Origin of the sequence: Streptomyces sp. NPDC012835 (assembly GCF_042900885.1) — a bacterium.
GTDB lineage: Bacteria > Actinomycetota > Actinomycetes > Streptomycetales > Streptomycetaceae > Streptomyces.
In genome coordinates, this window is sequence record NZ_JBIBBW010000009.1 from 56,728 (window position 1) to 83,551 (window position 26,824).

The following is a 26,824-nucleotide window of genomic DNA, read 5'->3' on the forward strand; positions in this document are numbered from 1 at the left end:
TGCCCGGGGTCTTCTGCCCCTCCGAATCGTGACAACACCCACTTCCCCGCACGGAAAGCGTGACGCACACAACAGGAGTGACCGGTGGGCCGGTGAAAAGCGTCCGGCCGATGGTCGGGCCGGAGTCCCTACCGGTGACCTTACCGAGACTTCGGCAGGGGCCTGACCAGGGATTTGAGCAGAAATTCGACGGGAGGGCCGACCGGGCGGGCCGATCGGCGTCCGGGCCGCCGGAGATCGGGTCAGTCGGCGAGGGCTTCTTCCAGCGAGCCGTGGACGGTGAAGACCGCGTCCGCCCCGGTGATCTCGAAAACCCTCGCGACCACGGGAAGCATCCCCGCCAGGTGGACCCCTCCGCCGGCGGCGTCCGCTTTGAGGCGGGCTCCGAGCAGCACGTTGAGTCCGGTGGAATCGCAGAACTCCAGCTGCGAACAGTCGATGACCAGGCGTGCCCGGCCCTGTTCGAGCGCGTCGTCCAGAGGAGCCCGCAACACCTCGGCCGTGTGGTGATCCAACTCACCGGCCGCCGTCACTACCTCGCTCCGGCCCTCGGTCCGAACCGCGACCTGGAGCCGGCCCCGGTTCGCACTGCCGACCGTCTGGCGGTCCATGCCGTCCCTCTTCGCCGTGTCGTACGCCGTCGTCAGATGGTGTCATCTCATCGTCATCACAACTCGATGACGTCCGTCGAACATTACGCCTTCCGGCCGCCGGCCGGTACTCAAAGTCCCCAACAATACGGGCATATCACACAATTAACACTTGCAACCGTCCACGTGTACCGGGTAGGGCTTGTAGGAACACATTCGACCCCGGCCGGCTTTGGAGGCGCCGCACACCGTAGCAACGCGCACCGGCATCGGCAGCCATATGCCGAAAACGTATGGAGGAGACCATGTCACCCCGGCTCGACGAAACGCGTACCCCGCACGCGCCGTCGGCAACTCCGCCCGCATATTCCGAGACCGACGTCACACTCCCGCCGGCCGGCGCCGAGGGCCCGGGCATCGAGAGCCAGGCCGACGGCCTGGAGGAGCTGCCCGAGATCCCGCCCTTCGACGAAGTGGGCGCGGTGGATGCCCGGGCTCTGTCGAAGACTCTCTTCGCGCGTCTCGAAGCGCTCGAAGAGGGCACGCACGAGCACGCCTATGTCCGTAACACCCTGGTCGAGCTGAACCTCGCGCTGGTGAAGTTCGCGGCCTCCCGGTTCCGCTCCCGCAGCGAACCGATGGAGGACATCGTCCAGGTCGGCACGATCGGGCTGATCAAGGCCATCGACCGTTTCGAGCTGAGCCGCGGCGTCGAGTTCCCCACCTTCGCGATGCCGACCATCGTCGGCGAGATCAAGCGTTTCTTCCGCGACACGTCGTGGTCGGTACGCGTCCCGCGCAGGCTCCAGGAACTCCGCCTCGACCTCGCCAAGGCGGGCGACGAACTCGCGCAGCGGCTGGACCGCGCCCCGACCGTCGGGGAACTCGCGGTCCACCTCGGCCTCACCAACGAGGAAGTCGTCGAGGGAATGACGGCGAGCAACGCCTACACCGCCAGCTCGCTGGACGCCCAGCCCGAGGACGACGACGGCGAAGGCGCGCTCGCGGACCGGATCGGGTACGAGGATCACGGCATCGAGGGCATCGAGTACGTCGAGTCGCTCAAGCCGCTGATCGCGAGCCTGCCGTCACGGGACCGCAAGATCCTTTCCCTGCGCTTCGTGGCCAACATGACGCAGTCGGAGATCGGCGAGGAGCTGAACATCTCGCAGATGCACGTCTCCCGGCTGCTTTCGAGCACGCTGAACAAGCTGCGCAAGGGCCTGACGCTGGAGGAATGAGGCTGGGGAATGACGCCGGGGGGGAATGACGCTGGGGGAATGACGCTGGAGGAACGGGCGGACCGCGCGCTCGCTCGCGGCCGTTCGCCCGCCGCCGCCCCGCCTGTCGCCGCCACGTCCGCCGCCGCCGCGCCCGCCGCCCGTACGGCAACCGCCCGTGCCCGCCCCCTGCCTGACCCCGCCGGTGAACCCCGCCGGGGCAAGAGGGCGGGCACGGGCGGTTGTTGGTGCCGCCGAGGTCTGGTCGAGAGCCGCCACGACTCATTAGGGTCGGGGAATGATCAGTGCCTCGTCAGAGACCAGCAACCCGGCCGCCGGCGCCCGTCGTATCGGCGTGATGTTCGACAGGGGCCAACGCCCGGAGGATCTCACCTCATTCGCCGTCGAGTTGGAGGCGATCGGGGCGGACGGCGGCCCCCGGGTGGACGACCTGTGGGTGGTGGAGGACCTCTCCTGGGCGGGCTCCATCTCCTCGGCGACCCTGGCGCTGGCCGCGACCGGGCGCCTGCGGGTGGGGATCGGCATCACCCCGGCGCCGCTGCGCAACGCCGCCCTCCTCGCCATGGAACTCGCCACGCTGGCCCGGGTGTTCCCCGGCCGGCTCGTCGCGGGCGTCGGACACGGCGCTTCGGCGTGGATGGCGCAGGTCGGCGCGGCCTCGCCGACGAAGCTGGCGCTGCTGGAGGAGACGATCACGGCGGTGCGCGGTCTGCTGACGGGCGCGACCACGACGGTGGCCGGCCGCACCGTGCACATCGACGGCGTCACCCTGGTCCACCCCCCGGCCGTGGCCCCGCCCGTCGTCGCCGGTGTCGTACGCCCCCGTTCGCTGGAGCTCTCCGGCCGGGTGGCCGACGGTACGGTCATGGCCGAAGGACAGGGCCCGCGCGCCGTCGAGGCCGCCCTCGACACCATCGCCAAGGGCCGCGCCGCCGCGGCCGAGGACGGCCCCGCCGCGCACGAGCTCATCGTCTTCACCCACCTGCACGTGGACGACGACCCCGCCCGCGTCGCCACGGCCACCGCGCCGGTGGTGGAGGAGTACACGCAGTGGCTGGACGTCCCGGCGCGGGACGTCTTCCTCGCGGCGGGCGAGGCCCCGGCCGCGGCCGGGAAGATCCGCAGCCTGTGGGAGGCCGGCGCCGACACCGTGGTCCTGCGCCCGGTCGGGGACGACCCGCTGGGCCAGGTGCGGGCGGCGCTGGCGGAACTGGCCTAGACGTACGCCGGTTCCGTACGCGGCTCAGGGCTCGGGCTCAGGGCTCGGGGCTCGGGCTCAGGGCTCGGGGCTCGGGCTCAGGGCTCGGGCTCAGGGCTCAGGGCTCGGGGCTCGGGGCTCGGGGAAGGAGGCGTCGCCTCCGTACGCTTCCCCGGGCCCCGGCCCGACGTCGGGCGGGACATCGATTCCGGTGGAGAAGCTCAGGACCTCCAGGGTGCCCATCTCCCGGCGCCCGCGCCTGTTTTTCCTCACCTCAAGCGGGCAGGATTCAGGCGCGCGGGAGCGCGCCCAGAAGCGACGAGGTGAAGGAGTCCCGCAGAGCGTCACGCAGCTCCAGGTGGAGCACGCCGAGGGCGGGCTCGTCCGCATAGGCGGCAAGGAGGCTGGGCGGCGGCGGGACATACGCCGACAGGGCGCCCGCCGTGACCAGGCTCATCAGGCAGAACGTCTGCGCACCGTCACCTAGCTCCGGCACGTGGCGGCGCACGATCTCGACCATGGCCGCGAGCCGCGTGAGGGAGGAGCGCTTGTGCCGCTTGACCACCTCGACCGAGACATTGTGTTCAAGGACGCCGCCCTGCGCGCCGAACAGGTCGCACAGCGTCACCCGGTCCGCCAGTGACCGGCTGAGGATCTCGGCCAACTGGCCTGCTCGCACCTCCGGTGCCGCGTGCGCCTCGATGCCCGCGGCCAGCTCGTCCGCCAGCTCGGCGAGCCAGCTCTCCAGAAAAACGTCCAACAGTTCGAGCAGCACCGCCTCGCGTGACTCGAAATACCGCAGGACGTTCGACTTGGCGAGGCCCACCCGCCGGCTGAGCTCATTGAGGCTCACCTCGGCCACGGGCATCTCGTCGAGCATCGCCATCGCCGTGTCCAGGATCGCCCGGCGGCGGATCTCCCGCTGCTCCTCGCTTCGCGCCCGCTGGAATGTCACGCCCTCAGCCTAACTTAGAGACCACCGGTCCCTTGACAGGAGACCGGCGGTCTTTTACGTTGGGCGCTCTTAACAGACCAATGGTTTTTTAGGGAGCGCGCCATGAGCGGCAACTGGACCGAGCAGCACATCCCTGATCAGCACGGCCGGGTGGCGATCGTGACCGGCGCCAACACCGGGCTGGGCTTCGAAACCGCCCGGATGCTCGCCGCGCGCGGGGCGGCGGTGGTCCTGGCCGTTCGCGACATCGAGAAGGGCGAGCGGGCAGCCGCCCGCATCACCGGCGACGTCACCGTCCAGGCCCTCGACCTGACCTCCCTGGACTCGATCCGGTCCGCGGCGGCCGACCTGCGCGCCACCCACCCGCGCATCGACCTTCTGATCAACAACGCGGGCGTGATGTACACCCCGAAGCAGACCACCGCCGACGGCTTCGAGCTGCAGTTCGGCACCAACCATCTCGGCCACTTCGCCTTGACCGGCCTGCTGCTGGACCGGCTCCTGCCCGTCCCCGGCTCCCGCGTCGTCACGGTCAGCAGCACCGCCCACCGCATCCGTGCCGCCATCCACTTCGACGACTTGCAGTGGGAGCGCTCCTACAGCCGCATCGCCGCCTACGGCCAGGCCAAGCTCGCCAACCTGATGTTCACGTACGAACTGCAACGCCGGCTCGCACCGCACGGCACCACGGTCGCGGTGGCCGCCCACCCCGGCCTCTCCAACACCGAACTCACCCGCAACACGCCCTCCGCGCTGCGGGTGCCCGTCACCCGGCTCGCGCCGCTGCTCACCCAGAGTGCCGAGATGGGCGCTCTGCCCACCGTGCGCGCCGCCACCGATCCGGCCGTCATCGGCGGCCAGTACTACGGTCCCGGCAACCGGGGGGAGATCCGGGGCTATCCGAAGCTGGTCACCTCAAGTCCCGACTCCCACGACCAGGCCGCGCAGCAGCGCCTGTGGACCGTCTCCGAGAAGCTCACCGGGGTGACGTTTCCGACGGTGACCGCCCAGCGGGAGGATTCCTGACGGCCCAACCGGATTCGAACCGGGACCTGGACGGTTGACAGCCGTCCGCGGAAGCCCACGGCCAGGCACGCTCCCCGCGACGCCGGCCTGGCGGCACCGCCTCTCACTCACCCTCGGCAGCGGCCCGCACCAGGCGGCTCGCGAGCGCCCGGCCGTGGCCGAGGGGGTCCGGTGTCTCCCCTCGGAGGAGGCCGGCCATGGCGCCGTCGTACACGAGCAGTACGTCACGGGCCAGGGCATCGGGGTGGTCGGCGGTGACGGCTTCCGCCAGGTGGTGCAGCCGCGCGCGGAGCAGGGTGGATTCCGCCGCGATGACCGCCTGGGCCGGGTGGCCGGGGTCGGGCAGCTCCGTGCGGGTCGCGAGGAAGGCGCACCCGCGGGCCGGGGTGTACCGGCCCCGGTACGCGGAGACGGCGCCGAAGAGAGCCAGGAGCCGGTCGGCAGGAAGGCTCTCGGCTTCGACCGCGTCCTGCCACACCCGGTCCCAGCGGTCCAGGCGCCGGCGCAGCGCGGCGACGATCAGGCCGTCCTTGCCGCCGAAGTGCGCGTAGAGCGTGCCGGGTGCGACGTGTGCGCGGCGCAGCACCTGATCGACGCTGGTGCGGGCGATGCCGTCCCGGTAGAAGAGTTCGTCGGCCGCGTCGAGCAAACGGTTCCTGGGCGACGCGTCAGACGCCGCGCCGCCGGTGTCCCGGTCCATGTCCTGCCCCTGCCCCTGCCCCTGCCTCATGACTCGACTATAACGACCGTTACACTGAAACGATCGTTTCAGTTCGAGGGGTTTTCCGTACGAGGGGAGAGGCGCCCGTGCACCTGCCGGCCCGCGAGGGGCTTCCCCGTTCCGGCCCGTTCCTCGGTGCGGCCCTGGTCGTCGTCAGCTGCCTCGGCGTGCAGGCGTCAGCGGCGCTCTCGTCGGCCCTCTTCGACCGGCTGGGCACTCCCGCCGTCGCCGGTCTGCGGCAACTCTGTGCCGCTCTGGTCCTGCTGGCGCTGGTACGCCCCCGGATTCGCGGGCGCACCAGGGCGGAATGGTCGGGCATCGCGGTCTACGGGGCGGCGATGGCCGCCATGAACGTGGCCTACTACGGCGCGGTGGCGCGTCTCCCCCTCGGTGTGGCCGCGACGCTGCTGTTCCTCGGGCCGTTCGCCGTCGCGGTCGCCTCGGCGCGTGCGTGGCGGGAGGCTCTCGTCCCCGCGGCCGGCCTGGCCGGAGTCGTCCTGGTCACACGACCGGGTGGCTCCCTGCCGGGTGAATCGCCGGCATGGGCCGGGATCGGCTTCGGGCTGCTCTCGGCGCTGGCCCTCGCCCTCTACACCGTCTTCGCGCAGCGCGTGGGCCGGGCGTCACCGGGGCTGGACGGGCTGGCGCTGGCGGTCGGCGCGTCGGCGACGCTGCTGCTCCCGTTCTCCGTTCCGGCCGCCCCGGAGATGAACGCGTCCGACTGGGGCCTCATCGCCCTCTCCGGGCTCATCGGTGTGGCCCTGGCCTTCACCCTGGACTTCCTGGCCGTCAAGGTCGCCACCGCCAGAGTGGTGGCGACCCTCTTCTCCCTCGACCCGGTGATGGGTGCGCTGGTCGGTGCCGTCGCGCTCGGCGAAAGGCTCTCCGCGCCGGTCCTCGCGGGCATGGGGCTGATCATGTCCGCCGGCGCCACGGCGACGTGGCGCGCGGGAAGCGCGCCGTCCGGCGCCCGCCGTCCGCCCGGCGGGCTTCCACGGCGCTCGCGATGAGCGTCCGGTCGCGTCGTCGGCCGTCAGTCGTCAGCCGTCGGCCCGTCGGCCGTCCTGCCATCGGCGCCGCTGCCGGCTTCGGCCGGCGGACCGACGCGGGTGCGGCCCGAAGTCGACCGTCGGACATGCCCCGTTCACGTCGGCGCGCCACGCTGGGGAGGCTTCCACGAACCCGACCCGCGCTCGTATCCGGGCCCGCACCCGCACCCGTACCCGTACCCGTACCCGTACTCGTACTCGTACCCGTGCCCGTGCCCGAATCCGCCGGTCGGCCTACCTGAATGAGGATCAGAGGACCATGCGCCGCGTCATCGCCACCGTCCCCGCCATCGCGCTCGCACTGGTCGCGCTGGTGCCGGCCGGGGTCGCCACCGCCCATCCGGGTGAGCCGACTTCGTACGCCACCAAGACGCCCTACCGGCCCCAGCAGGACGCCCGTTCCTACCAGCGCGTCCCGGCCGGGTTCGTACCCGTGTTCACGGAGAGCGTCTCCCGGCACGGGTCGCGGGCCGCGACCAGCGGCGAGGACGGGGATCTGGTCCTGGCGCTGTGGGAGCGGGCCAGGACGGAAGGCGCGCTGACCTCGCTCGGGAGGTCGTTCGGGCCCGAGGTCCAGCGGCTGCTGGACGCCATGGCGAAGGCCGGGTACGGGGAGTTGAGCGGGCGCGGCAAGCAGGAGTTGCGGGACACGGCGGTACGGCTGCGCGAGCGGCTGCCCGCGCTGTTCGACGCGATGCCCGCCAAGGGCGAGCGCATCGACGTCGTCAGCTCGGGCAAGGGCCGCGCGGTGGACAGCGGTACGGAGTTCACCGGAGGGCTCGTCGAGGCCGACCCCGCGCTCGGGCCGCTGGTCGATCCCGCGCGTACGGACGTGGACCTGCTCTACTTCCACAAGTCGGACGGCGGCGCCGCCTACCGCGACTACATCGACAACGACCGGCGCCTCGCCGCCACCCTGAAGAAGATCCGGGAGCAGCCCCGTACCCAGGCCGCCGCCCGTGGTGTGCTGCGGACGTTGTTCTCCGCCCGTTTCGTGGACCGGATGACGGCCGCCGACCGGGTCTCGGCCGCCGAATCCGTCTACGGCCTCTACGCCATCGCCCCCAGCATGGGCGCCGAGGGCGACTGGCGCCTGACCCGCTACATCGGGGCACGTGACGCCGCCTGGTTCGGGTACCTGGACGACGCCGAGAGCTTCTACGAGAGCGGGCCCGGCTTCGACGACTCGACCATCACCTACGCGATGGCGGGCGTGCTGCTGGACGATCTCTTCCGGAAGATCGAGGACAAGAGGTCCGGCGCGAGCGGCTTCGGCGCGGTCCTCCGCTTCACGCACGCCGAGGAGATCATGCCGCTGGCCGCCCTGATGGGGCTCCCCGGCAGCGCCCGGCCCGCGTCGCCGTCCCGCCCGTACACCTACGCGGACAACCCCTGGCGCGGCGCCTCGGTCGCTCCCATGGCAGCGAACATCCAGTGGGACCTCTTCCGCAAGGACGACACCTTCCTCGTACGGATGCTCTACAACGAGAAGGAGACGGCCTTCAAGACCGGCTGCCGGCCCGTCGCGAAGGGGAGTTCCTTCTACAACGTGGACGAGTTGGAGCGCTGCTTCGGGCGTACCGGCGGGAAGTAGCACCCCCGTCCGGCCCCGGACCGCACCGTTTCCGCAGCCGCCGTCGTTTCCCCCCTGCCCGGCCGCCTCCGCCGTATTGACGGCCCACCCGGCATCGGCCACATTGAGCCGGGGCAGGGGGGAATGCGCATGGCGCTTGGGGAGGGCCGCCCGGCGGAGCGCCCGGCGTACGCGGAGCACTCGGCGTACGCGGCGTTGGAGGCGTCGATGCGCCGCCGCCTCGGCAGGGAGTGTCTGTATGTGCCGTCGTGCCGGTTCGGGCTGTACGTCGCGTTGCGGCACTGGTGTCCGCCCGGCGGGCGGGTCCTCATGTCGCCGGTCAACGACGACGTCATCTTCTTTGTCGTACTCGCGGCCGGACTGCGGCCGGTGCAGGCGCCGTTGAGCGCGCGGGACGGGACGATCGACACCGGGGCCGTGCCCGAGGACGTATGGCGCGGGCTGTCGGGCGTGCTCACCACCAACCTGTACGGGAATCCCGACCCGGCCCCCGAACTCCGTTCCCGCTGCGACGCGTTCGGCATCCCGCTGATCGAGGACGCCGCGCACGCCATCGGGAGCGCGGTGGCCGGCAGGCCCGTCGGGAGCTTCGGGGACGCGGCCGTGTTCAGCCTGTCCAAGCATGTGGGCGCCAAGACGGGCGGCTTTCTCGCGGTCGCGGACGCAGCGGTACGGGACGAACTGGCCTCCGCGCGCGACGCGTTGCTACTGCCTTCGCGGGCCGGTGCCGAACTCGCCTACGCGGTCCGGCCGTACGCCGAGGCAGGCGTACGGGGGCTGCGACTGGTGCGCGCCGCCCGGGCCGCGCTCCGCCTGCTCGGGCAGGAGGAGCGCCAGGAGATCCGGATGCCGCTGAGATCCGGGGAGTTGAAGCGGGCGCTGGCGGCGGCGCCCGACCTGACGGCGTTCCACTCCTGGGTGCGGGTCGACATGCACGACTACCGGCTCCGCCCCGGTCGCCTCCGGCTCCGCCGTACGGAACGGCTGCTGGCCGGGCTCGACCGGACCCTCGCCGCTCATCGGGCCGGTACGGAGGAGCTGTTGGCCAGTCCCTGGGCCGCGCCGGAGGCCACCGGGGCCGCCCACGAAGCCGGGCCCGGGGGCGCCCGCGAAATCGAGGCCGGGGCCGCCTGTGAAACCGGGCCCGGGGCCTCGTCCGGGCCCCCTGCCGCGACCGCCGCCAGGACCGCCATCGGGTCCGCCATCGGGTCCGCCACCGGGTCCGCCACCGGGTCCGTCCAGCCGCTGTTCCGGGTGCCGTTGCTCGTCGAGGACCGGGACGCGGCCATCGCCGCGCTCGCACGGCACCGTCTGACCACCGGCTATCTCTACGATCCGCCGCTCGACCGGTACGCGGGCGCCGCCTTCACCGATCCGTCGCCCGCACCCGCGCCGGCCGCCTGGTTCGCCCGGCACGCCCTGCCCGTCGACCCGCGCCGGGCCGGGCAGGTGCTCTCCGTGCTCCGGGAGGCGGGGGCGCGTCCCGCCGCGCCGGAGGGGCCGGGCACCGGTGGCTGACGCCACCCGGTTACGGCCCGCGGCGGCCCCGGGCCCCTCCCCCGCGCCCGCGGAGCCCGGCGGCGACTCGCTGTTCCGCAACGCCTACGCCCTCATGCTCTCCACCGGCGTCTCCGCCGCCCTCGGCCTCGGCTTCTGGCTCGTCGCCGCGCGCTACTACACCGAGGAGGCCGTCGGTCAGGGGTCCGCCGCCATCGCCGCCATGCGGCTGCTCGCCTCCCTCACGGCCACCACCATGATCGGCGCGGTGGTGCGCTACGTCCCCCGGGCGGGCCGGGCGACCGGGCCGCTGGTGTGGCGGACGTACGCCGTCAGCTCGCTGGTGGTCAGCGTCGCGTGCGTGGTGTTCCTGGGGACGCTCGACCGGTGGGGGCCCTCGTACGCCCCGCTGCGCGGGCTCACCGCCGGGCTCGTCTTCACCGCCTCCTGTGTCGCCTGGGCGCTGCTCACCCTCCAGGACGGGGTGCTGACCGGGCTGCGCCGCGCTTTCTGGGTGCCCGTCGGCAACGCCGTCTTCTCCATCGGCAAGCTGCTGCTGCTCGCCGCGTTCGCGACGGCGATGCCGGTGCTGGGCGTCTTCGTGTCCTGGGCGGCGGCCATCGCCCTGTCCGTACTGCCGCTCGGCTGGCTGGTGTTCCGCAGGCTCATCCCGCGCCAGGCCGCCGCCGACCACGACCGCGAGCCGCCGCGAACGGCCGACATCGGGCGGTTCCTCGCCGGTGACTCGGTCGGCGCGCTGTTCAGCCTCGCGATGATCAATCTGCTGCCGGTGCTGGTCGCGGTCCGCTTCGACGCCGCGCACAACGCCTTCTTCTACACGGCCTACACGGTCGGCGGCACCATGGAGTTCATGGCCGTCAACATGGCCTCCTCGCTCACCGCGCACGCCTCCCACAGCCCGGAGCGGCTGGCGGAGGGCGTACGGGGGGCGCTGCGCCGGATGGCGCTGCTGCTGGTGCCGGTGGTGCTGGTGCTGGTGGTCTTCGCGCCGCGGATCCTCGCGCCGTTCGGTGCCGAGTACGCCCGCCACGGCACGACGGTCCTGCGGCTGCTGGCCGCCGCCGCGCTGCCCCGGGTGGTGGTCGAGCTGTACATCGGGGTGCTGCGCGTCCAGGGCCGTACGGGCGTACTCGCCGCGTTGCAGGGCGTCATGTGCGCCCTGGTCCTGGGCAGCGCCCTGTTGCTGCTCGGCCCGGCCGGGATCGCGGGGGCCGGGCTCGCCATGGTGCTGTCGATGACGCTGGTCGCGCTGGTCGCGGCGCCCGGGCTGCGTGCGGCGCTGCGGTCGAACGGGGGCGCGGGGCCGGGCGCGGACAGGGCCGCGGGGCCGGGAGCGGACAGGGCCGCGGCGGGGCGGCGGCGGGCGGAGTCCCACCGGTCGGGACCGCGCCCGGCGGATCAGGCGGACCCGGCGGGACAGACGGACCCAGCGGGACAGGCGGACCGAGCGGGCCAGACGGACCCGGCGGGACGGGCGGAACCAGCGGGGCATTACGAGTCCGCCCCGTACCGTGCCCGGTCCCGCCGTACCTCCGGCGCCTCTGGCGCGTCCGGTCCCCCCGCCGACGGCTACGGCACCCGCTGGGCCCGCGAGGCCGCCCGGCTCCGTACCGCGTCCGCGGGCCGGGCGACCGCCGCAGGCCCCCGCCCCGACCGTTCCCGCCCCGCCGCAGGAGGCCCCCGCCTCGACCGTTCCCGCCCCGGCGACGGCCCGTCCTGGGCGCGCGGTTCGTACGACGCCGCGACCCTCGCCCTCGGCACCGTCATGCCCACCGGCCCCCCTCCCGAGCCCGCTCCGCGCGTCGACGAGGGGCGGCTCGTCACCTTCCTGTGGCTGCTGCTCGGAGTCTCGGCCGGGCTGTTCTGGGCTCCGCTGCTGCGCGTCGGGGACATCGGCCGGGATCACCTCACCGGTGCCCAACTGCTGGACGCGCTACCGCCGTTCACGGTCGCCGCCGGCATCCTGCTGATCGTCGTCCAGTGCGCGGCCGTCACACTCGTACGCCCGGGAACGGCCCTGCTCGCGCTGGGGCCACTGCTCACCTTCGCCTCGCTGCACTCGGCGGCGCCGCTGCTCGGTGCGCGGCCGGACCGGGCGTCGGGGCTCTGGCACGAGCCGCTCGCGCTGGCGCTCGCCCGCGCGACGCCGCTCGACGGCACCGACGCGGCGCTGCGCGTCCTGCCCGTCGCCCTCCAACTGGTCTGCCTGGTCCTCGCCGCCGCGACCCTGTGGGCGCTGCGCACGGACCCCCGGCTCACCGCGAGCGTGACATGGCTGCTCGCGGTGGCGGGCTGGGCGGGGCGGGACGCGTTCGCGACCGTCGCCGTACCCGTGACCCTGGGTCTCCTGGGGCTCCTGGGAGTCCTGCGGGTCATGCGGGTCATGGGGCTTCTGGGAACGGCGGCCGGTAGCCGCGTCCCGCGCCGGCACGAGCGGTAGCGGCGCCCGTCAGCGCGACGGCAGCGGCTGGTTGAAGTAGGCGTCCTCGCCCGCGTACCGGTAACCGTCCAGCGCCGGGCCCTTGTTGACGGTCAGATCGCAGTTCTTCCCCGGCACCGGCCGGTTCCAGTGCACCAGCGCCTTCACCCCCGGCAGCGTCGGCGCGGTCTTCGGGATCTCGCGGTACCAGTCACGCTGCCGGTCCGGGCGGTCCGGGTCGGGCGCGGTGCTGAACTCGGACAGCATGAGGGGCTTCTCGTCGGAGATGTGCTCGCGCATCCAGTCGTACGCCGGCCGCTGGCTGCTCCCGAAATCCAGCCACCGCGCCGACCGCTGACAGCGGAAGTAGTTGTACTGATCCACGCCGATCCAGTCCACGTAGGCGTCGCCCGGATACAGCGCCTTCATCAGGTCCGCGTTCCCCGCATAGCCGGAGACGGTCCACACCCAGACCACGTTGTCGACGCCGAGCTTCGCGAACCGGTCGTGGACATGGCGGTAGGCAGCGACGAACTCCTCGGGCTCGCCCGCGTCCGGCGTGCGGAAGTCGGCCTCCTGGTCGAAGGAGAAGAACAGCCTCTTGCCGTACGCCTTGAGCCGTCTGGCCCCCGGATCGATGATGTCGCGGTCGTACTTCCCCGACGCGACCTCGCGCCAGCCGAGCTGGGTCCCGGTCCAGTTCTCGTGGTGCGGCTCGGTCCATACGGTGGTCTCCCAGGCCAGCATCAGCATGCGGTCCCGGCCCAGCTCCTGCTCGTCGGAGGTGAGCAGCACTCCGTCGCGGCCGGTGTTCGACATGTCGTGGTAGTTGTAGACGAGATCGAGCCGCCGCCCGATCCTCTTCTCGAAGGTGAGCACCGCGTCCGTGAGCGAGCCGTTCGCCGCGTACGGGACGTACGCGCCCCACCATGCCCCGCAGGGCGGCTCCAGCAGCTCGCTCGCCGCGCACACCCCCCGTGGCATCGAGCCGGCGACCGCGTTGTCGGCCAGGCCGCGGTCGCCCGTCCCAGGCGCCGTGCCCTGCTGGCCGTCCCGGGTGATCCAGACGCCGAGGGCGACGATCATCGCGCCGACTGCGGCGAGGACGACGGCCAGATACGTATTCCTGCGGGTCAACCGGCCCCTGCCCGTCCTCAAGCCCCCGCCGGTCATCGGCCCCTCCGGGGGCCCGGCTTGCGACGCTCGGCCGCGCCTCGGGTCGCGGCGGGGAGGGGGACGGCGGGCAGCAGCGCGGCCACGGTGGTCACGGCGGCCAGCGACGCGAGGAAGACCGTGGCCGTGAAACCCGCCACCAGGTAGAGCGCGGTGGCCGCCAGGGTCGCGAGGGACAGGCTCAGCGGCGCGGCCAGCGCCACCGCCTCCAGCCGGGCGCCGGGCCGCAGTCCGGGCGGGAGCGGCAGGAGCAGAGCGCAGCCCGGGCCGAACGCGACGAACAGCAGAACGGCTATCCAGCGCGCGGGCGAGGCGGCGGGCAGGGCGGTGGCCGCGAGGGCGAGCCAGCCGGTGAGCGCGAGGAGGACTCTGAGGCGCGGGAAGGTCAGGGTCCGGGCGGTGAGGGTCCGGGCGGCGAGCGTCCGGGCGGCGAGCGTCCGGGCGGCGAGCGTCCGGACGGTCGGGTTACGGCTGGAGTCGGTGCGGGCGGCGTGGGTCCGGGCGGTCAGGTTCTGGCTGGAGTCGGTCGGGGCGGAGTCGGTGTGGGCGGAGTGGGAGTCACGGACCTCGTCGGTACGTTGGCGCGGCATGGCGGCGGCCTCCTCGGGTGCGTTCAGGGTTGTACGTATGCGTTCGGGTTCGGGTTCGGGTTCGTTTCGGTGTGCCTCGGGTGGGCGCGCGGGTGGGCGTGCGCCTTCGTGTGTCATCCGGTCGTGTCATCCGGTCGCGTGTCATCCGGTCGTTTCATCCGGTCGAGACCGCGTCCGGTGCCGCCGACCCGTCCGGCCCCTCCGGTCTCTCCGATACGCCCGGCCCCTCCGGTACGCCCGACCCCTCCGGTACGTGCTCCAGGAACAGCCCCTCGGCGCTCTCCTCCACCACCCGGAAGTGCGGCGAGCGCTTCAGCGCCTCGCTCAGCCGGGCGAAGCCGCCCGGCGGCAGGTAGCCCTCGCCGATGGTGGCCTTGTCCTGCGACGGCGTGAGCAGCACGTACGCCGGGCGTCCGGCCGGAACGCCCCCGTCGAGATAGCCGGCCGGGTCCCTGAGCATCTTCAGGTTCTCCGGGACCTCCTGCTCCGTGAAGAACCAGCGCTCGTAGTGGTCGTAGCGGTAGTAGGCGCCCGGGAAGGACCCCGTGGTGGCCATGATCAACGCGCCGTCCGGCGCCCGGTCGTAGGACCGTTTGACGAAGGCGGCCTCGGCCGGGGGCGCGTACTGCATGCCCTCCTTGCCGTAGTACGACGGCAGAAAGCCCGCCAGCAGCGCGAGCAGCGCCAGCGGCAGCGCGACCGCCGCCGTCCGGCGGGCGTAACGGCGCGCCCTGTTGTTGACGGCGTTGGCGGAGTTGCCGGTTCTACCGGGGGTGCCAGTTCTACCGGGGGTGCCGGATTTACCGGCGGCGGCCGGGACGAGGGCGGCGGCGGCGAAGAACGCGGTGCCGGGCAGCCCGAACAGATAGACGCGGAACAGCATTTCGCCGCCGTAGTCGTTCACGGCGAACAGCGGTACGGGCGCTGCCGCCGCCAGCAGCAGCGGCAGCGCGCTCCGCACGAGCCTGCGCCGCAGCAGCACAGCCGCGACAGCGAGGCCACCGAGCACCACCACCATCAGGATGTTGGCGGTTCCCACCAACTCGGGTCCGGGGCCGGTCGGTTCACCCCCGAAGCCGGGCCGCGAGTTCTTCAGCAGATCGCCGAGGGAGTCCCGCAGGGTGCTCAGGGTGTCGAGGAACAGCACCCGTCCCATCGTCAGATCCCAGACGATCATGATGATTCCGGTGACCGCCAGCAGCCCGAGATTGCGGTAGCGGCGCGTCAGGCACAGTGCCATCAGGGTCATGCAGAGCATGACGGGGGTCAGCTGGTGCGCGGCGTTGAGGGCCGCGATCAGCGGGGCGAGGATCGCCACGCACACGGCACGCTGCCTTCGGTCGGTCGGTGGCGGTACCGAGGCCGCGGCCGGGTCGAGCCGGTCGCGGGCCCGCAGGGTCCTGGCGGACCCCGGCCGTACGAAGTGCCTGACGACCACGGCGAACACGCTCAGGAAGATCAGATAGGCGAACGCCTGGGGCGCCAGATAGTCCTGCCCGACCCAGTTGGCGAGCTGGAAGATCCACACCGCCGTCCAGAGCAGCCGCCGGTCGTCGGTGAAGGTGCGGTAGATCAGGACGAGCACCGGCAGCGTCAGCAGCCCGAACACGACGGGTGCCCAGTTGGCGTACGAGGCCGCTCCCTCCACGCCGAAAGCCCTGATCAGCGCCGCGTTGAGGGAGAAGAAACCGGGCCACTGGTCGTACGCCGACATACCGCCGGACAGCTCCGCGTGCGGATGTACGGTCCCCTCGGCCAGCAGCCGCGCGATCACGGCGTCGTGTTTGGAGGCCCAGGCGTAGCGCACCGAGTCGTACAGCAGCGCGGGCGGCGCCTTGATCGCGACGAGCAGGGCGACGCAGTAGGCCGGCGGCCAGAGGGGGGCGGAGCGGGCGCGGCGCAGGACGAGCAGGAACCCGACCGTGAGGACGGCCAGGGAGAGGTAGAAGGCGACCGGGAAGCGATCGAGGAGTCCGAACTCCCCGATGTCACGGAAGCCGATCCGGGGCAGCGACCAGCTCCAGAGGGCGGCGGCGGTCAGCAGCGGCAGGCAGGCGACGAGCTGGGGAGGGCGGAGCCGGAGGCCGGTTTCCGCTCTCTTCCCGGAATCCGTCCCCTTCCCGGGCGCCGTCCCGCGTCCGGATGCCTCCCCTGCCCGCCCCTTCCCGGAATCCGTCCCCTCCCCCGGCTCCCTCCCCCGTCCGGATTCCGTCCCCTCCCCCGACTCCGTCCCCCGCCCGGATTCCGTCCCGGTCTCGTCTACGCGCTGCCGCACGGTGGGTCCTCCCCCCTGATCCGGCTTATCCGGTCTATCCGGGTTATCCGGTCTATCCGGGCTATCCGGCGAACTCGGGGCCGCGCACGCGGGCGCGTGCCCCCCGGTAGAGCCGCCAGCCCAGGGTCGGCAGCGAGTCGGGGAAGGGCGCGACCCTCCTCCGCTCGCCCTCGGCCGCCTCCCCCGCCATCCAGGACACGACATCCGCGACCGTGTGGGTACGGCGCACGATGAGGCGGGCGATGCGGTACGGCTCGTCCCGGTCGGAGCTGAGCGCGTGGCGTACGGCGACGGCGGAGGCGTACCCGGCGCGGGCGGCGGCGCGGCGCACGGCACCGCTGTTGTAGCCGTGCGGGTAAGCGAGATGTGCGACCTCGCGGCCGAGAGCGTCCTCCAGCGCACGCTTGGAGTCGTGCAGTTCGCGGTGGAGTTCGGGGGCGCGCAGCGTGTCCAGTTGTGGATGCGTCACCGTGTGCGCCCCCACTTCCACCCCGTACGCGCCCAGCCGGGCCGCCTGGGCGAGCGTCATCATCGGCGCGGGTGGCAGCAGACTGGTCCGCCCTGGAGTGATGGCGCCGGTGGTGAGATAGGCGGTGGCGGGCAGCGCGCGGACGGCGAGGGCCTCAGCGGTCGGGCCGGGGAGGTCGGCGAAGCCGTCGTCGAAGGTCAGGACGACGGGCCGGGGCGGCAGCGGGGCGCGGTGGCTGAGATGCCGTACGAGGGTGCTGACCGGCACGGGCGTCCGGCCACCGGCGACGACGGCGTCGAGTTGTGCCGCGAAGTCCCCTGGCCTGACGGTGAATTCGGCTATCCAGGCGGGCGGGTCGTCCATGACCGCGTGGTAGAGGAGGACGGGGACGGGGGTGCGGGACATCTCGCTCATGTCCGGCCCCCGCGCATCCACGTCCAGCCCCCGCGCGTCCACATCCGGCCCCCGCGCGTCCACGTCCGGCCCCCGCGCATCCGTCCGCGTGCCCGGACATAACCGACCGGCCCGTACAGCATCCCCCGGCGCTCCAGCCGGGAGAGGGCGCGCGGCCAGGGATGGGCGTACGCGCCGTGCACGCCGGGGACCGCGCGGTCCGCGCCCGGCGCGCTGCCCGTCCTGCCGTCCGCCCGGTGGGCCGTGATCGCGCGGGCGTGGGCCAGTCCGCGCGGGAGCCCGGCGAGGAAGGCGGGCAGCAGGGCGGGGCGGCGGACGAGGATCGCGGTGAGGTAGGCGGTGAGCCCGGCACCGTACCCGTACGCCTGGTTTCCGAGGTCCTGCCACGTCTCGCGGTGGTGGTGCCAGACGAGTGCGTCGGGTGTGTAGAGCAGTCGGTGTCCTTCGGTCAGGACGCGGACGAAGGCGTAGAGGTCGTCGCCTCCCCTGGCGGGGGTCCCCGTTCCGGTCGCCGGGTCGAAGCCGCCCACGGCCCGCAGCGCCCCGGCGCGGAAGGCCATGTTCGCGCCTGAGCCGAAACGGCCCGCGGTGAACGGGAACAGCGGTTCGTCGGCCGGGGGCCGCGCCATGTCGTACAGCCGGGGCGCGAAGCCCTTGGCGAAACCCCCGTGGCTCTCCAGCAGGATCTGCGCGGGGGTGGTCAGCCGGGCGGGCAGGATCAGACCGGTGACACAGCCCAGGCCGGGGTCGGTGGTGAAGGGCGCGGTGAGGGCGGTGAGCCAGTGCGGGTCGGCGACCACGTCGTCGTCCGTGAAGGCGATGACGGCGCCGTCGGCGGCGGCGACCCCTCGGTTGTGGGCGACGGCCAGTCCCGGCCGGGGCTCGGTGACGCGGTCGACGCGGCCCGCGTACCGGGTCTCGATCAGGTCCCGGGTGGCGGTCGTGACGGGCGCGTTGTCCACGACGAGGACGCGGAAGTCCGGATGGTCCTGGGCGAGGAGCGAGTCGAGCGCGCGGGCCAGTTGGCCGGCGCGCTCGCGCGTGGCGACGACGACGGTGGTAGGGGGGAGCGCGGCGGCGGTACGCGCGGCGGCGGAAGCGGCGGCGGGCGGCACCGCAGCGTTCACCGGCCGGGCCAGGAAGGCGGCGGTGAGGACCTCGGCCGGGTCCTCCCCCTCCCGTACCCGCGCGAGCACGGTGGCGACGGGCCGCCCGCGTAACCGTACGAGCGCGTAGACGTCGCCTTCGCCCTCCGGAGGCGGGCCGCCGGGGGCCGGGACCAGGGAGAGCACTCGATAGCCGTGCCCGCCGAGGCAGTCGGCGGGACCATCGGGGTCATCAGGCGGACCGCCGAGGTCGAGATCGAAATCGAGGTCGAAATCGAGGTCGTGGTCGAGGTCGAGGTCGAGGTCGAGGTCGGCCACGGTGATGGACCTCGGTGGCCGCCGCGCCTGCCCGGCGGCCTCGGGTCCGCCTCGTCCGCTTGGTCCGCTTGGTCCGTACGTCATCGGCTCCCCCCACCCGTTGTCGATGCGGCGTCGATGCGGCGTCGTGCGGCGCGCCCCCGCCTTCGTCCGCCGCCGTCGTCCGCCGTCATCCGTCCCGTAGCCGACCGGCCCCGCTCAGGGTCCGCCGGGCGATCCGGGCCAGGCCGGGCCGGTTCCGTACGAAGCCGTGCGCGCGGCGGGACGGCTCCCTGCTCAGCCGGTGGAGGGCCGCCCGCGCGCCCGGCCGGACGGCGGAGCCCTCGTACACCCGCAGTCCGCCGGTCTTGAGCGCGTCCTTGTACTCCGCCGCCCCACGCCCCAGATCAAGCATGCCAATCCCCGCACCCGCGGCGGCCTCGGCCATCCGGAGGTGAAGGATCAGCCCCGGCGAGAACTTGGCGAACTCCGTGTCGTACGAGGGGAACCAGCAGGACAGCACGGTGCGCGAGCGCAGCCCGAAGTGGGCGGCGACCGGGCGCTCGGCCACGTACAGCACGGAGAGCACGCCGGAGCACGCGGGCGTGCGGGTCGCGGCGAGCCGGCGCACGAGCCGACTGATCCACTCCCTCGCGAAGCGGTCACGGCGGCCCGTCCTGCGGTACTGCGCGGACTTCCACTCCATGAGGGTGCGCAGGGCGGCCGGATCGCGCTCGTCGAAGACGAAACGGACCTCGCCCGCCTGCCGGCCCAGCTTGCGTTCCTTCGCGGTCGTCGTACGGAAGAACTTGGGCGACCGCACGCGCAGCATCGCCGCGTACGCCTCGTACCCCTCTCCCATGTCGATGACCGGCGACTCCAGCTCGTCGAGGGCGGCCGGGGCGAACAGTCCTTGTCCGGCTTCCAGGTTGTCGAATTCCCAGGCCACCAGCCCGCATTCCTTGAGCAGTTCGGGCGCCGACAGCCCGAGTCCCGCCCGGAACACCCCGCCCTGGCAGTCCGACACGCCGAGCCCGATCGCCCTGCCCAGCCCCAACGGCCCCTTCTCGTGAGGGAAGAAGCCGACCGGCTCGCCGCTCCCGGCGTCCCGCAGGACGGCGACCCTGGCCCCCCGGCGGACCTCACCGACCGCCGCTGCGAACTCCGGTTCCATGAAGGGATTGGCCGGTGCTCCTGACCTGGCCCGCAGTGCGCGCCACGCCCCGGCCTCCGCCTCGGTCAGCTCCCCTGGCGCCACCACCCGGATCCGCGGGCCCGCGGCACTGCGTACATCGCTCAAATCGACCCCCCGGTCCCCGCCCCGCTCGACAGGACGGTACCGGTCGAAATCATCGCGGGACAGTGCCCGGGCGCCCGCTCGGCGGCGGATCAGGAGATGCCGCGTAACGGGCGGGGCAGGTGGTGCGGACGGGGCAGACAGGGCCAGCAAGCCTGGAGGTTCCGGTGGTTCTGTCGGTCCTGGTGGTCCTGGTGGTCCTGGTGGTTCCGATGCTTCCGGTGGTTCTGTCGGCCCTGGTGGTTCCGATGCTTCCGGTGGTTCTGTCGGCCCTGGTGGTTCCGATGCTTCCGGTGGTTCTGTCGGCCCTGGTGGGACGAGCAAAGAGGCCGCGGGGGAGGAAGACCGATGTCCCACGGCCCGCTCAGCCGGTCACAGCCGCAGCCCGACGGCCAGGGCGATCGTCAGTCCCAGGGTGCAGACCGCGACGACGAACCATGCCTGTTGTCTCCCTTCCGGACTCATGTACCTCGATTCCCCGGCCGGCGTCGCCCGTCGCCTTCCCGCTCGTGGTCCCGCAGGTAGTCCATGAAGGTGCGGCACATGCGTGCCATGGCGCGCATGTGGACCCAGTTGGCCATGGCTCCTTCGCCGGGGCCGCCGTCGGTCAGGTCGTACCAGTCCTTGAGCGCGCCCTTCGCCCGTACGGAGTGGTCCGACTCGGGGATCGTCTCCACGGCGGCGACGAGCCGTGCGCCGTGGCTGATCAGCCGGACGGTCAGATCGGCGATCTCGGCGGGCGGCGGCATCATCCGGTGCGGTGCCAGCGCCCGGTCGGCGTCAAGGCTGATGACATCGCGGTCCGGAAGAAAACGAACCGGGGGTACCGGGGAAACCGGGGGTACTGGGGACACCGGAGGAACCGGGGTAACCCGGGATACCGGGGAACCCGACGGAAAGGCCGGTGGTGGGGTGTTGGTCGGGTGGATGGCCGGCGTGGATTGCGTGGTGTGCGCGTTTTCGCCTGTGCCACCTGTTCTGTCGTCTGTCACTGTGGTCACCTTGACCCCCGTATTCGCGTTCTCTGCTGCTTTGCCGGTGTTTCTCTACGTCGTGCCTCTATGACGAGAGAACCGCGTTTTCACCCTCCGCGAGTACCGTGGGGGAAGGTCTGATGATGAAAGCCATGAACGCATGGGGGAGTTGGAACCATGGCGAGTAATTCACGCACGCCCAATAACGGCCTGAGCGCCCTGCTGGCGCAGTCGAAGTGGTCCCGTTCGCAGTTCGCGCAGATCATCAATCGCATGGGCGCCGAGGCAGGTCTCGAACTCCACTACGACCAGTCGGCGGTCTCGCACTGGGTGGCGGGCACCGTCCCGAAAGAGCAGGTCAGGCCATTGATCGTGGAGGCGTTCGCGCGGAAGCTGCGACGCCCCGTCACCCACGCGGAGGCCGGGCTGCCCGCCGCTTCCCGCCGCCTCTCCGGCGGGTCGGACCCGTACGCCACGGCACTCGACTCCGACTCACCCGCCACACCCGGGAGTTCACGCGCCAACACCCTGGAAGAGCTGGTCGACATGGGGAGGGCGGACATGGACCCCTCGCGCCGGAGTCTGATCGCGGCGGGCCTGTTCTCCGCCGCCGCTGTCGTCCCTCTCTTCCCCGACCTGGCGCACGCCGCCACCCCGCCGAACGCCGCTCCGGGGAAGCGGACGGTGCGGATCGGCGCCCCGCAAGTACAGGCCGTACGCACGATGACGGACCGAATAGCCGACATTCTGGATGAGCTGGGCGGCGGACACGCGCGCCCGATGGCCGCCGCTTTCCTCGTGAACACGGTCATGCCGTGGCTACAGGCGGAGGCGGCCGAGCCCGTACGCAAGGACATGCTGGCCGCCGCGTCCGATCTGGTCTATCTGACCGGGTGGATGGCGATGTACGAGCGGGCGCACGGCCTCGGTCAGCGGTACTACCTCCGGGCGCTGGAGCTGGCGGGCGCCGCCGAGGACCATGTCACGTACTGCCGGACGCTGCGCGGCATGTCCCTCCAGGCGTCGAACCTCGGTTACGGCAAGCGGGCGCTGGAACTCGCCGACTCGGCCGCCGAGGCGTCGCCGAAGGCGGAGCCGCGCCTTCAGGCGTTCCTCTCGGGACAGCAGGCCCACGCCGCCGCGATGGTCGGGGACAAACGACAGGCCCTGGCCCGGCTACGGCAGACGGAGGCGGCGCTGAACAGGGCGGACGGCCGGCGCGAGTCCGTGGGCTTCTACGACAGGACGGGGTATCTCTTCCATGTCTCGCATGTGCTGTACGAGTTCAAGGACCTGCCGGGCTCCATATCCGCCCTCCAGCAGTCTCTGAAGGCGCAGCGGAAGAACGAGCGCCAGGGTCGCGTGCACTTCCTCGCCGTGCTGGCGCAGCGCCAGCTGGAATTGGGCCATCTGGAGGCCGCGTGCGAGAGCTGGTCGCAGTTCCTGGTGGACTACGAGCACGTCTCGTCGGCGCGCGGGGACGAGCACTTCGAGACGATGCAGCGGCGGCTGAAGCCGTACGAGAAGACGCGGGTGGTACGCGGCCTGCGGCCGAGGATCAGTGAGGTCGCCGTCCTTAAGGCGTGAGGCGCGGGGGCATGCCGGCACGCGGGGCGTGAGGCGCTAGGCGTGAAGCGCGGGGCGTGCTGGCACGGGGGCGTGAAGCGCGGGGCGGGAAGTCGTCTACGGGGTGGAGCGGCGGTCGGCGGCGGTCGGCGGCGGTCTGTTCTCCGCCGCCGGGTGCCGCTGGGTGCCGCTGAGTGCCGCCGGGCGGGCGCCCTCGGGCGGGCGCCGGGCGGGCGCCCTCGGGGACGCCGTCAGTCACTCGCCCTGGGCCCGGCGCTCGCCCGTGGCCGTCACGCTCCCGATGCCCGTCCGTCGCCGCTGACGCGCCTGCCGCCCCGCCAGACCGCCGAGACGAGCGGCACGCCCGGCCGGTAGGCGAGATGGACATGGCTCGGGGCGTCGAGGAGGGCGAGGTCGGCGCGGGCTCCGGGTGTCAGCCGGCCGATGTCCCGGCGGCGCAGGGCCGCCGCGCCGCCCGCGGTGGCGGACCAGATCGCCTCGTCCGGGGTCATACCCATGTCGCGTACGGCCAGGGCGATGCAGAAGGGCATGGAGGAGGTGAACGACGACCCCGGGTTGCAGTCGGTGGAGAGCGCGACGGTGGCGCCCGCGTCGAGCAGCCTGCGGGCGTCGGGCCAGGCGGCCCGGGTGGAGAACTCGGCGCCGGGGAGCAGCGTGGCGACCGTGTCGCTGTGGGCGAGCGCGTCGATGTCGGCGTCGGTGAGGTGGGTGCAGTGATCGGCGGAGGCGGCGTCGAGTTCGACGGCAAGCTGTACGCCGGGGCCGTACGACAGCTGGTTGGCGTGGACGCGGGGGTGCAGGCCCTTGGCGCGGCCAGCGGTGAGGATCGCGCGGGCCTGGTCGCCGTCGAAGGCGCCCTGTTCGCAGAAGACGTCGATCCAGCGGGCGTGCGGCGCGCAGGCGTCGAGCATCTCGCCGGTGACGAGGGCGACGTAGGCGGCGGGATCGGCGGCGTACGCGGGGTCGGGCGGGACGATGTGGGCGCCGAGGTAGGTGACCTCGTCGGTCTGTTCGCTGGCGATGCGCAGGGCGCGGGCCTCGTCGTGGACGGTCAGGCCGTACCCCGACTTGGTCTCCTGGGTGGTGGTGCCCTGGCGCAGCGCCTCCGCGAGGTAGCGGGCGACGTTGGCGCTCAGCTCGGCGTCGGTCGCGGCGCGGGTCGCGGCGACGGTGGTGCGGATGCCGCCGGCGGAGTAGGCGCGGCCGGACATCCGGGCGTTGAACTCCTGGGTGCGGTCGCCCGCGAAGACCAGGTGGGAGTGGGAGTCGACGAAGCCGGGGACGACGGCTCGGCCGGCCGCGTCGAGGGCGTTGTCAGTGGCGGGTGCTTTGCTTGATTCACCGACCCAGGCGATGCGGTCGCCGTCGATGACGACGGCCGCGTCCTGGATCAGACCGATGGGGGTTCCGTCACCGAGGGAGGGGTCGTTGGTGACCAGGCTGGCGATGTTGGTGAGGGCTGTGGTCGTCATCGCGGGGGTGCTCCTGTTCAGGGGCGGCGGCTGGGGCGGCGGCTCGGGCGGCAGCCGGGGAGGCGGCCGGGACGGCCGTTGTGGCTCGGACGGCGTCCCCGGCCCGGGCGGCGTCTCCGGCCCGGACGGGGGCTCCGGCTCGGGCAGGGGCTCCGCGGGGCTCAGTCGCGCAGCGCGGCGACGGACTCGGCGAGCGCGGCGGGGACATCGGGGACCAGGCTGTGGACCCCGTCCCGTACGAGGTGTCGGCCGCCCACGACCGTATGGCGTACATCAGCCGCGGAGGCGGCGAATACGGCGGTCTCCGCGCCGAGCCGGGGTTCCGGGCCGGCTGTTCTGACCGAGTCCAGGGCGATCGTGGTGAGATCCGCGAGCGCGCCCGGCTCGATCCGGCCCGCCTCGTGCCAGCCGAGAGCGGCGTGCCCGTCGGCGGTGGCGGCACGCAGCAGCGCGGCGGCGGTCCAGTGGCCCCGGGTCCTGGTGCGCAGGCGTTCGTCCAGCTCCATCGCGCGCGCCTCTTCGAGGATGTCGATGACGGCGTGGCTGTCGCTGCCGAGCGACAGCGGGGAGCCCGCGCGCTGGAGGCGGGCGGCCGGTCCGATGCCGTCGGCGAGGTCGCGCTCGGTGGTGGGACACATGCAGGTGCCGGTGCGGGTGGAGCCGAGGAGGCCGATGTCGTCGTCGGTGAGATGCGTGTTGTGGACACCGGTCGTGCCGGGGCCGAGGACTCCGTGGTCGGCGAGGAGCCGGGCCGGCGTCCGGCCGTAGGCGTCCTGGCAGGCGTCGTTCTCGGCGGTCTGCTCGGAAAGATGCACGTGGAGCGGGGCCCGCCGCTCCTCCGCCCACCGCGCGACCGTCCCCAACTGGCCTGCGGGGACCGCCCGTACGGAGTGGATGGCCGCGCCGATCCTGGCGTGGTCGCGATCCTTGAGAACTGAACAGCGAGCGGCCCAGGCGTCCGCCGTGCCGTCGGAGAAGCGGAGCTGGTGGCGGTCGGGCGGGGCGCCGAAGCCCGAGGAGAGATAGGCCGTGTCGAGAAGGGTGATCCGGATACCCGCCCCGGCGGCGGCCTCGATCAGGGCCTCCCCCATCGCGTTCGGGTCGGCATAGGGCCGCCCGCCGGGGGCGTGGTGCACGTAGTGGAACTCACCGACTGCGGTGATGCCGGCCAGCGCCATCTCGGCGTACACGGCGCGGGCGAGTGCGTGGTACGAGTCCGGCGTGAGCCGGTCCGCGACGCCGTACATGACTTCGCGCCAGGTCCAGAAGGTGCCGGAGCCGACCTGGACGGAGGAGCGCAGGGCGCGGTGGAAGGCGTGCGAGTGGGCGTTGGCCAGGCCGGGGAGAGTGAGCCCGCGCAGCGCAGTGGCCCCGGACGGCGCGGTCGGGACCCCGGTCCGGACGTCGCTGATACGGCCGTCTGCGACGGTGACGACCACCCCGGACTCGACGCGGGGGGCGGCCGGCGGGGCGCCGTCGGAACGGGTCGGCGCGCCGGTCCGCCCCGCACCGGTCAGCTCGGCACCGGTCGGCTCGGCACCGGGCCGGGCGGTGGCCGGCCCGGTGGCGGCCGTGCTGTCCTCCGCCGCCCCGGCGGTGAGCCAGGCGTGTTCCAGCCAGTAGGAGCGGGTGGCGCGGGGCTCGGCGGGCGGTGGCGGGACCGTCATGTGCACGCGAGTCCTTCCAGTACGTCGGCGAGCGCCAGCACCCCGGCCACGCAGTCGTCCTCGGTGGCGGACTCGGCCGGGGAGTGCGAGACGCCGGTCGGGTTACGTACGAACAGCATGGCGGTCGGCACCGAGCCGGACAGAATCCCCGCGTCGTGGCCCGCGCCGGTCCCGAGGACGGGCGGCCGTCCGAGGATCTCGCCGAGTTCGTCCCGCAGGGCGTGCTGGAACTCGACGACGGGGCTGAAGGACTCCCGTACGACGCGCAGGTCGATCCCGGCCCGTTCGGCGCTCTCCCGTGCGGCGCTCTCGACGGCGGCGACGACGGCGTCCAGGGCGGGCTGGTCGGCGGCACGGGAATCCAGCCAGCCACGGACGAGGGAGGGGATGGCGTTGACGCCGTTGGGCTCGACGGAGACCTTGCCGAAGGTGGCGAGCGCCCCGGCGAGTTCGGCCTCGCGGCGGGCGGCGAGGACGGTCTCGGCGTAGCTGAGCATCGGGTCGCGGCGGTCGCTGAGCCGAGTGGTGCCCGCGTGGTTGGCCTCGCCGCGGAAGTCGAACCGCCAGCGGCCGTGCGGCCAGATCGCGGAGGCGACGCCGACGGGGTCGCCGGACAGGTCGAGGGCGCGGCCCTGCTCGACGTGGAGTTCGACGAACGCGCCGATGCGCGCGAGCCGTTCGGGGTCGGGGCCGATGGCGGCCGGGTCGTGCCCGGCGGCCTCCATGGCCTCCGGCAGCGTGACGCCGTCGCCGTCGCACAGCGCGTGGGCCCGGTCCGGGGTGAGCTGTCCCGCCGAGAGCCGGGAGCCGACGCAGGCGAGCCCGAAGCGGGCGCCCTCCTCGTCGCCGAAGTTGGTGAGGGCGAGCGGCTTGCGGAACCGCGCTCCCCGGCCGCGCAGTTCGTCCAGCGCGGCGAAGGAGGAGACGACGCCGAGCGGTCCGTCGAAGGCGCCGCCGTCGGGTACGGAGTCCAGGTGCGAGCCGGTCACGACGGCGTCCCCGGCGAGCGGGTCACCGAGCCAGGCCCATTGGTTGCCGTTGCGGTCGGTCTCGTAGGTCAGCCCGCGCGACTCGGCCTGGGCCCGGAACCAGGCGCGGCAGTCGGTGTCGGCGGCCGTCCAGGCGTAGCGGCGGTAGCCGCCGCTTTCGGCGGCCCGTCCGAGGGGTTTCAGCTCCCGCCACATCTCCAGGA

21 protein-coding genes and 1 tRNA gene are annotated in these 26,824 nt (G+C 72.9%); 8 read left to right on the forward strand and 14 right to left on the reverse strand.

The window, feature by feature from the left end; genetic code table 11:
- Nucleotides 1-242: 242 nt before the first annotated feature.
- On the reverse strand, nucleotides 243-611 hold the full coding sequence (locus ACFY6S_RS29025) for an STAS domain-containing protein (protein ID WP_388827905.1): 369 nt from the start codon (nucleotides 609-611) through the stop codon (nucleotides 243-245).
- Nucleotides 612-895: 284 nt separating this feature from the next.
- Between ACFY6S_RS29025 and ACFY6S_RS29030 the strand changes: the two genes are divergently transcribed.
- Together ACFY6S_RS29030 and ACFY6S_RS29035 are read left to right on the forward strand one after the other, a co-directional pair.
- Nucleotides 896-1,831 (forward strand): RNA polymerase sigma factor SigF, encoded by a 936-nt coding sequence (locus ACFY6S_RS29030; protein WP_388828552.1) that lies wholly within the window; start codon nucleotides 896-898, stop codon nucleotides 1,829-1,831.
- Between the two features lie 277 nt (nucleotides 1,832-2,108).
- Nucleotides 2,109-3,050, forward strand: a complete 942-nt coding sequence (locus ACFY6S_RS29035) for an LLM class flavin-dependent oxidoreductase (protein ID WP_388827909.1) — start codon at nucleotides 2,109-2,111, stop codon at nucleotides 3,048-3,050.
- A 268-nt stretch (nucleotides 3,051-3,318) separates the two neighbouring features.
- On the opposite strand, the gene ACFY6S_RS29040 is transcribed toward ACFY6S_RS29035, so the two are convergent.
- Nucleotides 3,319-3,984 (reverse strand): TetR family transcriptional regulator, encoded by a 666-nt coding sequence (locus ACFY6S_RS29040; protein ID WP_388827912.1) that lies wholly within the window; start codon nucleotides 3,982-3,984, stop codon nucleotides 3,319-3,321.
- Between the two features lie 102 nt (nucleotides 3,985-4,086).
- On the opposite strand from ACFY6S_RS29040, the gene ACFY6S_RS29045 reads away from it, so the two are divergent.
- Nucleotides 4,087-5,010: an SDR family NAD(P)-dependent oxidoreductase gene (locus tag ACFY6S_RS29045; protein WP_388827915.1), complete on the forward strand. Its 924-nt coding sequence runs from the start codon at nucleotides 4,087-4,089 to the stop codon at nucleotides 5,008-5,010.
- Here the strand turns inward: ACFY6S_RS29045 and ACFY6S_RS29050 are convergent.
- Nucleotides 5,010-5,087, reverse strand: a tRNA-Asp gene (locus tag ACFY6S_RS29050). The genes ACFY6S_RS29045 and ACFY6S_RS29050 overlap by 1 nt on opposite strands.
- A gap of 26 nt (nucleotides 5,088-5,113) precedes the next feature.
- Nucleotides 5,114-5,740 carry a TetR/AcrR family transcriptional regulator gene (locus tag ACFY6S_RS29055; protein ID WP_388827918.1) on the reverse strand — a complete coding sequence of 209 codons (627 nt, stop codon included), beginning with the start codon at nucleotides 5,738-5,740 and terminating at the stop codon, nucleotides 5,114-5,116.
- Between the two features lie 77 nt (nucleotides 5,741-5,817).
- Here ACFY6S_RS29055 and ACFY6S_RS29060 point away from each other — a divergent pair, with 77 nt between their 5' ends.
- The 4 genes from ACFY6S_RS29060 to ACFY6S_RS29075 all read left to right on the forward strand — a co-directional run bounded on the left by ACFY6S_RS29060 (nucleotide 5,818) and on the right by ACFY6S_RS29075 (nucleotide 12,332).
- Nucleotides 5,818-6,741, forward strand: a complete 924-nt coding sequence (locus ACFY6S_RS29060) for a DMT family transporter (protein WP_388827921.1) — start codon at nucleotides 5,818-5,820, stop codon at nucleotides 6,739-6,741.
- A 298-nt stretch (nucleotides 6,742-7,039) separates the two neighbouring features.
- Nucleotides 7,040-8,374, forward strand: a complete 1,335-nt coding sequence (locus ACFY6S_RS29065; protein WP_388827924.1) for a histidine-type phosphatase — start codon at nucleotides 7,040-7,042, stop codon at nucleotides 8,372-8,374.
- A gap of 207 nt (nucleotides 8,375-8,581) precedes the next feature.
- Complete coding sequence (locus ACFY6S_RS29070; protein WP_388828555.1) at nucleotides 8,582-9,892, forward strand: DegT/DnrJ/EryC1/StrS family aminotransferase; 1,311 nt, start codon at nucleotides 8,582-8,584, stop codon at nucleotides 9,890-9,892.
- Nucleotides 9,885-12,332 (forward strand): lipopolysaccharide biosynthesis protein, encoded by a 2,448-nt coding sequence (locus ACFY6S_RS29075; RefSeq protein WP_388827927.1) that lies wholly within the window; start codon nucleotides 9,885-9,887, stop codon nucleotides 12,330-12,332. The genes ACFY6S_RS29070 and ACFY6S_RS29075 overlap by 8 nt, the downstream gene beginning before the upstream one ends.
- 9 nt (nucleotides 12,333-12,341) lie before the next feature.
- Here ACFY6S_RS29075 and ACFY6S_RS29080 read toward each other — a convergent pair whose 3' ends face one another.
- The 7 genes from ACFY6S_RS29080 to ACFY6S_RS29110 form a co-directional block, all read right to left on the reverse strand.
- Complete coding sequence (locus ACFY6S_RS29080; RefSeq protein ID WP_388828558.1) at nucleotides 12,342-13,397, reverse strand: glycoside hydrolase family 26 protein; 1,056 nt, start codon at nucleotides 13,395-13,397, stop codon at nucleotides 12,342-12,344.
- Nucleotides 13,398-13,480: 83 nt separating this feature from the next.
- A complete protein-coding gene (locus ACFY6S_RS29085) occupies nucleotides 13,481-14,074 on the reverse strand; it encodes a hypothetical protein (RefSeq protein ID WP_388827930.1) in 594 nt (197 codons plus the stop codon).
- Nucleotides 14,075-14,228: 154 nt separating this feature from the next.
- Nucleotides 14,229-16,349, reverse strand: a complete 2,121-nt coding sequence (locus ACFY6S_RS29090) for a hypothetical protein (protein ID WP_388827933.1) — start codon at nucleotides 16,347-16,349, stop codon at nucleotides 14,229-14,231.
- A 61-nt stretch (nucleotides 16,350-16,410) separates the two neighbouring features.
- The gene (locus ACFY6S_RS29095; RefSeq protein ID WP_388827936.1) at nucleotides 16,411-17,232 is read right to left on the reverse strand and encodes a polysaccharide deacetylase family protein; all 822 of its coding nucleotides are present in this window, start codon (nucleotides 17,230-17,232) and stop codon (nucleotides 16,411-16,413) included.
- Nucleotides 17,229-18,662, reverse strand: a complete 1,434-nt coding sequence (locus tag ACFY6S_RS29100) for a glycosyltransferase (RefSeq protein ID WP_388828561.1) — start codon at nucleotides 18,660-18,662, stop codon at nucleotides 17,229-17,231. The genes ACFY6S_RS29095 and ACFY6S_RS29100 overlap by 4 nt, the downstream gene beginning before the upstream one ends.
- A 163-nt stretch (nucleotides 18,663-18,825) precedes the next feature.
- On the reverse strand, nucleotides 18,826-19,902 hold the full coding sequence (locus tag ACFY6S_RS29105; RefSeq protein WP_388828564.1) for a GNAT family N-acetyltransferase: 1,077 nt from the start codon (nucleotides 19,900-19,902) through the stop codon (nucleotides 18,826-18,828).
- A 491-nt stretch (nucleotides 19,903-20,393) separates the two neighbouring features.
- Nucleotides 20,394-20,933: a DUF6415 family natural product biosynthesis protein gene (locus ACFY6S_RS29110; RefSeq protein ID WP_388827939.1), complete on the reverse strand. Its 540-nt coding sequence runs from the start codon at nucleotides 20,931-20,933 to the stop codon at nucleotides 20,394-20,396.
- Between the two features lie 150 nt (nucleotides 20,934-21,083).
- Here ACFY6S_RS29110 and ACFY6S_RS29115 point away from each other — a divergent pair, with 150 nt between their 5' ends.
- Nucleotides 21,084-22,493: a hypothetical protein gene (locus ACFY6S_RS29115; protein ID WP_388827942.1), complete on the forward strand. Its 1,410-nt coding sequence runs from the start codon at nucleotides 21,084-21,086 to the stop codon at nucleotides 22,491-22,493.
- Between the two features lie 269 nt (nucleotides 22,494-22,762).
- Here the strand turns inward: ACFY6S_RS29115 and hutI are convergent, their stop codons facing one another.
- From hutI to ACFY6S_RS29130, 3 genes are all read right to left on the reverse strand, one after another.
- Complete coding sequence (gene hutI / locus ACFY6S_RS29120) at nucleotides 22,763-23,965, reverse strand: imidazolonepropionase (protein WP_388827945.1); 1,203 nt, start codon at nucleotides 23,963-23,965, stop codon at nucleotides 22,763-22,765.
- Between the two features lie 161 nt (nucleotides 23,966-24,126).
- Entirely contained in the window at nucleotides 24,127-25,632 is a 1,506-nt protein-coding gene (locus tag ACFY6S_RS29125) for a formimidoylglutamate deiminase (RefSeq protein WP_388827949.1), read from the reverse strand.
- On the reverse strand, nucleotides 25,629-26,816 hold the full coding sequence (locus ACFY6S_RS29130) for an allantoate amidohydrolase (RefSeq protein WP_388828567.1): 1,188 nt from the start codon (nucleotides 26,814-26,816) through the stop codon (nucleotides 25,629-25,631). Before ACFY6S_RS29130 ends, ACFY6S_RS29125 begins: the two co-directional genes overlap by 4 nt.
- Nucleotides 26,817-26,824: the final 8 nt, after the last annotated feature.

What these genes read in the sequence shown, in the direction of transcription:
- ACFY6S_RS29025 (WP_388827905.1), bottom strand. Translation starts at nt 611, where the DNA reads ATGGACCGCCAGACGGTCGGCAGTGCGAACCGGGGCCGGCTCCAGGTC.
- ACFY6S_RS29030 (WP_388828552.1), top strand. Translation starts at nt 896, where the DNA reads ATGTCACCCCGGCTCGACGAAACGCGTACCCCGCACGCGCCGTCGGCA.
- ACFY6S_RS29035 (WP_388827909.1), top strand. Translation starts at nt 2,109, where the DNA reads ATGATCAGTGCCTCGTCAGAGACCAGCAACCCGGCCGCCGGCGCCCGT.
- ACFY6S_RS29045 (WP_388827915.1), top strand. Translation starts at nt 4,087, where the DNA reads ATGAGCGGCAACTGGACCGAGCAGCACATCCCTGATCAGCACGGCCGG.
- ACFY6S_RS29055 (WP_388827918.1), bottom strand. Translation starts at nt 5,740, where the DNA reads ATGAGGCAGGGGCAGGGGCAGGGGCAGGACATGGACCGGGACACCGGC.
- ACFY6S_RS29065 (WP_388827924.1), top strand. Translation starts at nt 7,040, where the DNA reads ATGCGCCGCGTCATCGCCACCGTCCCCGCCATCGCGCTCGCACTGGTC.
- ACFY6S_RS29070 (WP_388828555.1), top strand. Translation starts at nt 8,582, where the DNA reads ATGCGCCGCCGCCTCGGCAGGGAGTGTCTGTATGTGCCGTCGTGCCGG.
- ACFY6S_RS29080 (WP_388828558.1), bottom strand. Translation starts at nt 13,397, where the DNA reads ATGATCGTCGCCCTCGGCGTCTGGATCACCCGGGACGGCCAGCAGGGC.
- ACFY6S_RS29085 (WP_388827930.1), bottom strand. Translation starts at nt 14,074, where the DNA reads ATGCCGCGCCAACGTACCGACGAGGTCCGTGACTCCCACTCCGCCCAC.
- ACFY6S_RS29095 (WP_388827936.1), bottom strand. Translation starts at nt 17,232, where the DNA reads ATGAGCGAGATGTCCCGCACCCCCGTCCCCGTCCTCCTCTACCACGCG.
- ACFY6S_RS29115 (WP_388827942.1), top strand. Translation starts at nt 21,084, where the DNA reads ATGGCGAGTAATTCACGCACGCCCAATAACGGCCTGAGCGCCCTGCTG.
- hutI (WP_388827945.1), bottom strand. Translation starts at nt 23,965, where the DNA reads ATGACGACCACAGCCCTCACCAACATCGCCAGCCTGGTCACCAACGAC.
- ACFY6S_RS29125 (WP_388827949.1), bottom strand. Translation starts at nt 25,632, where the DNA reads ATGACGGTCCCGCCACCGCCCGCCGAGCCCCGCGCCACCCGCTCCTAC.
- ACFY6S_RS29130 (WP_388828567.1), bottom strand. Translation starts at nt 26,816, where the DNA reads ATGTGGCGGGAGCTGAAACCCCTCGGACGGGCCGCCGAAAGCGGCGGC.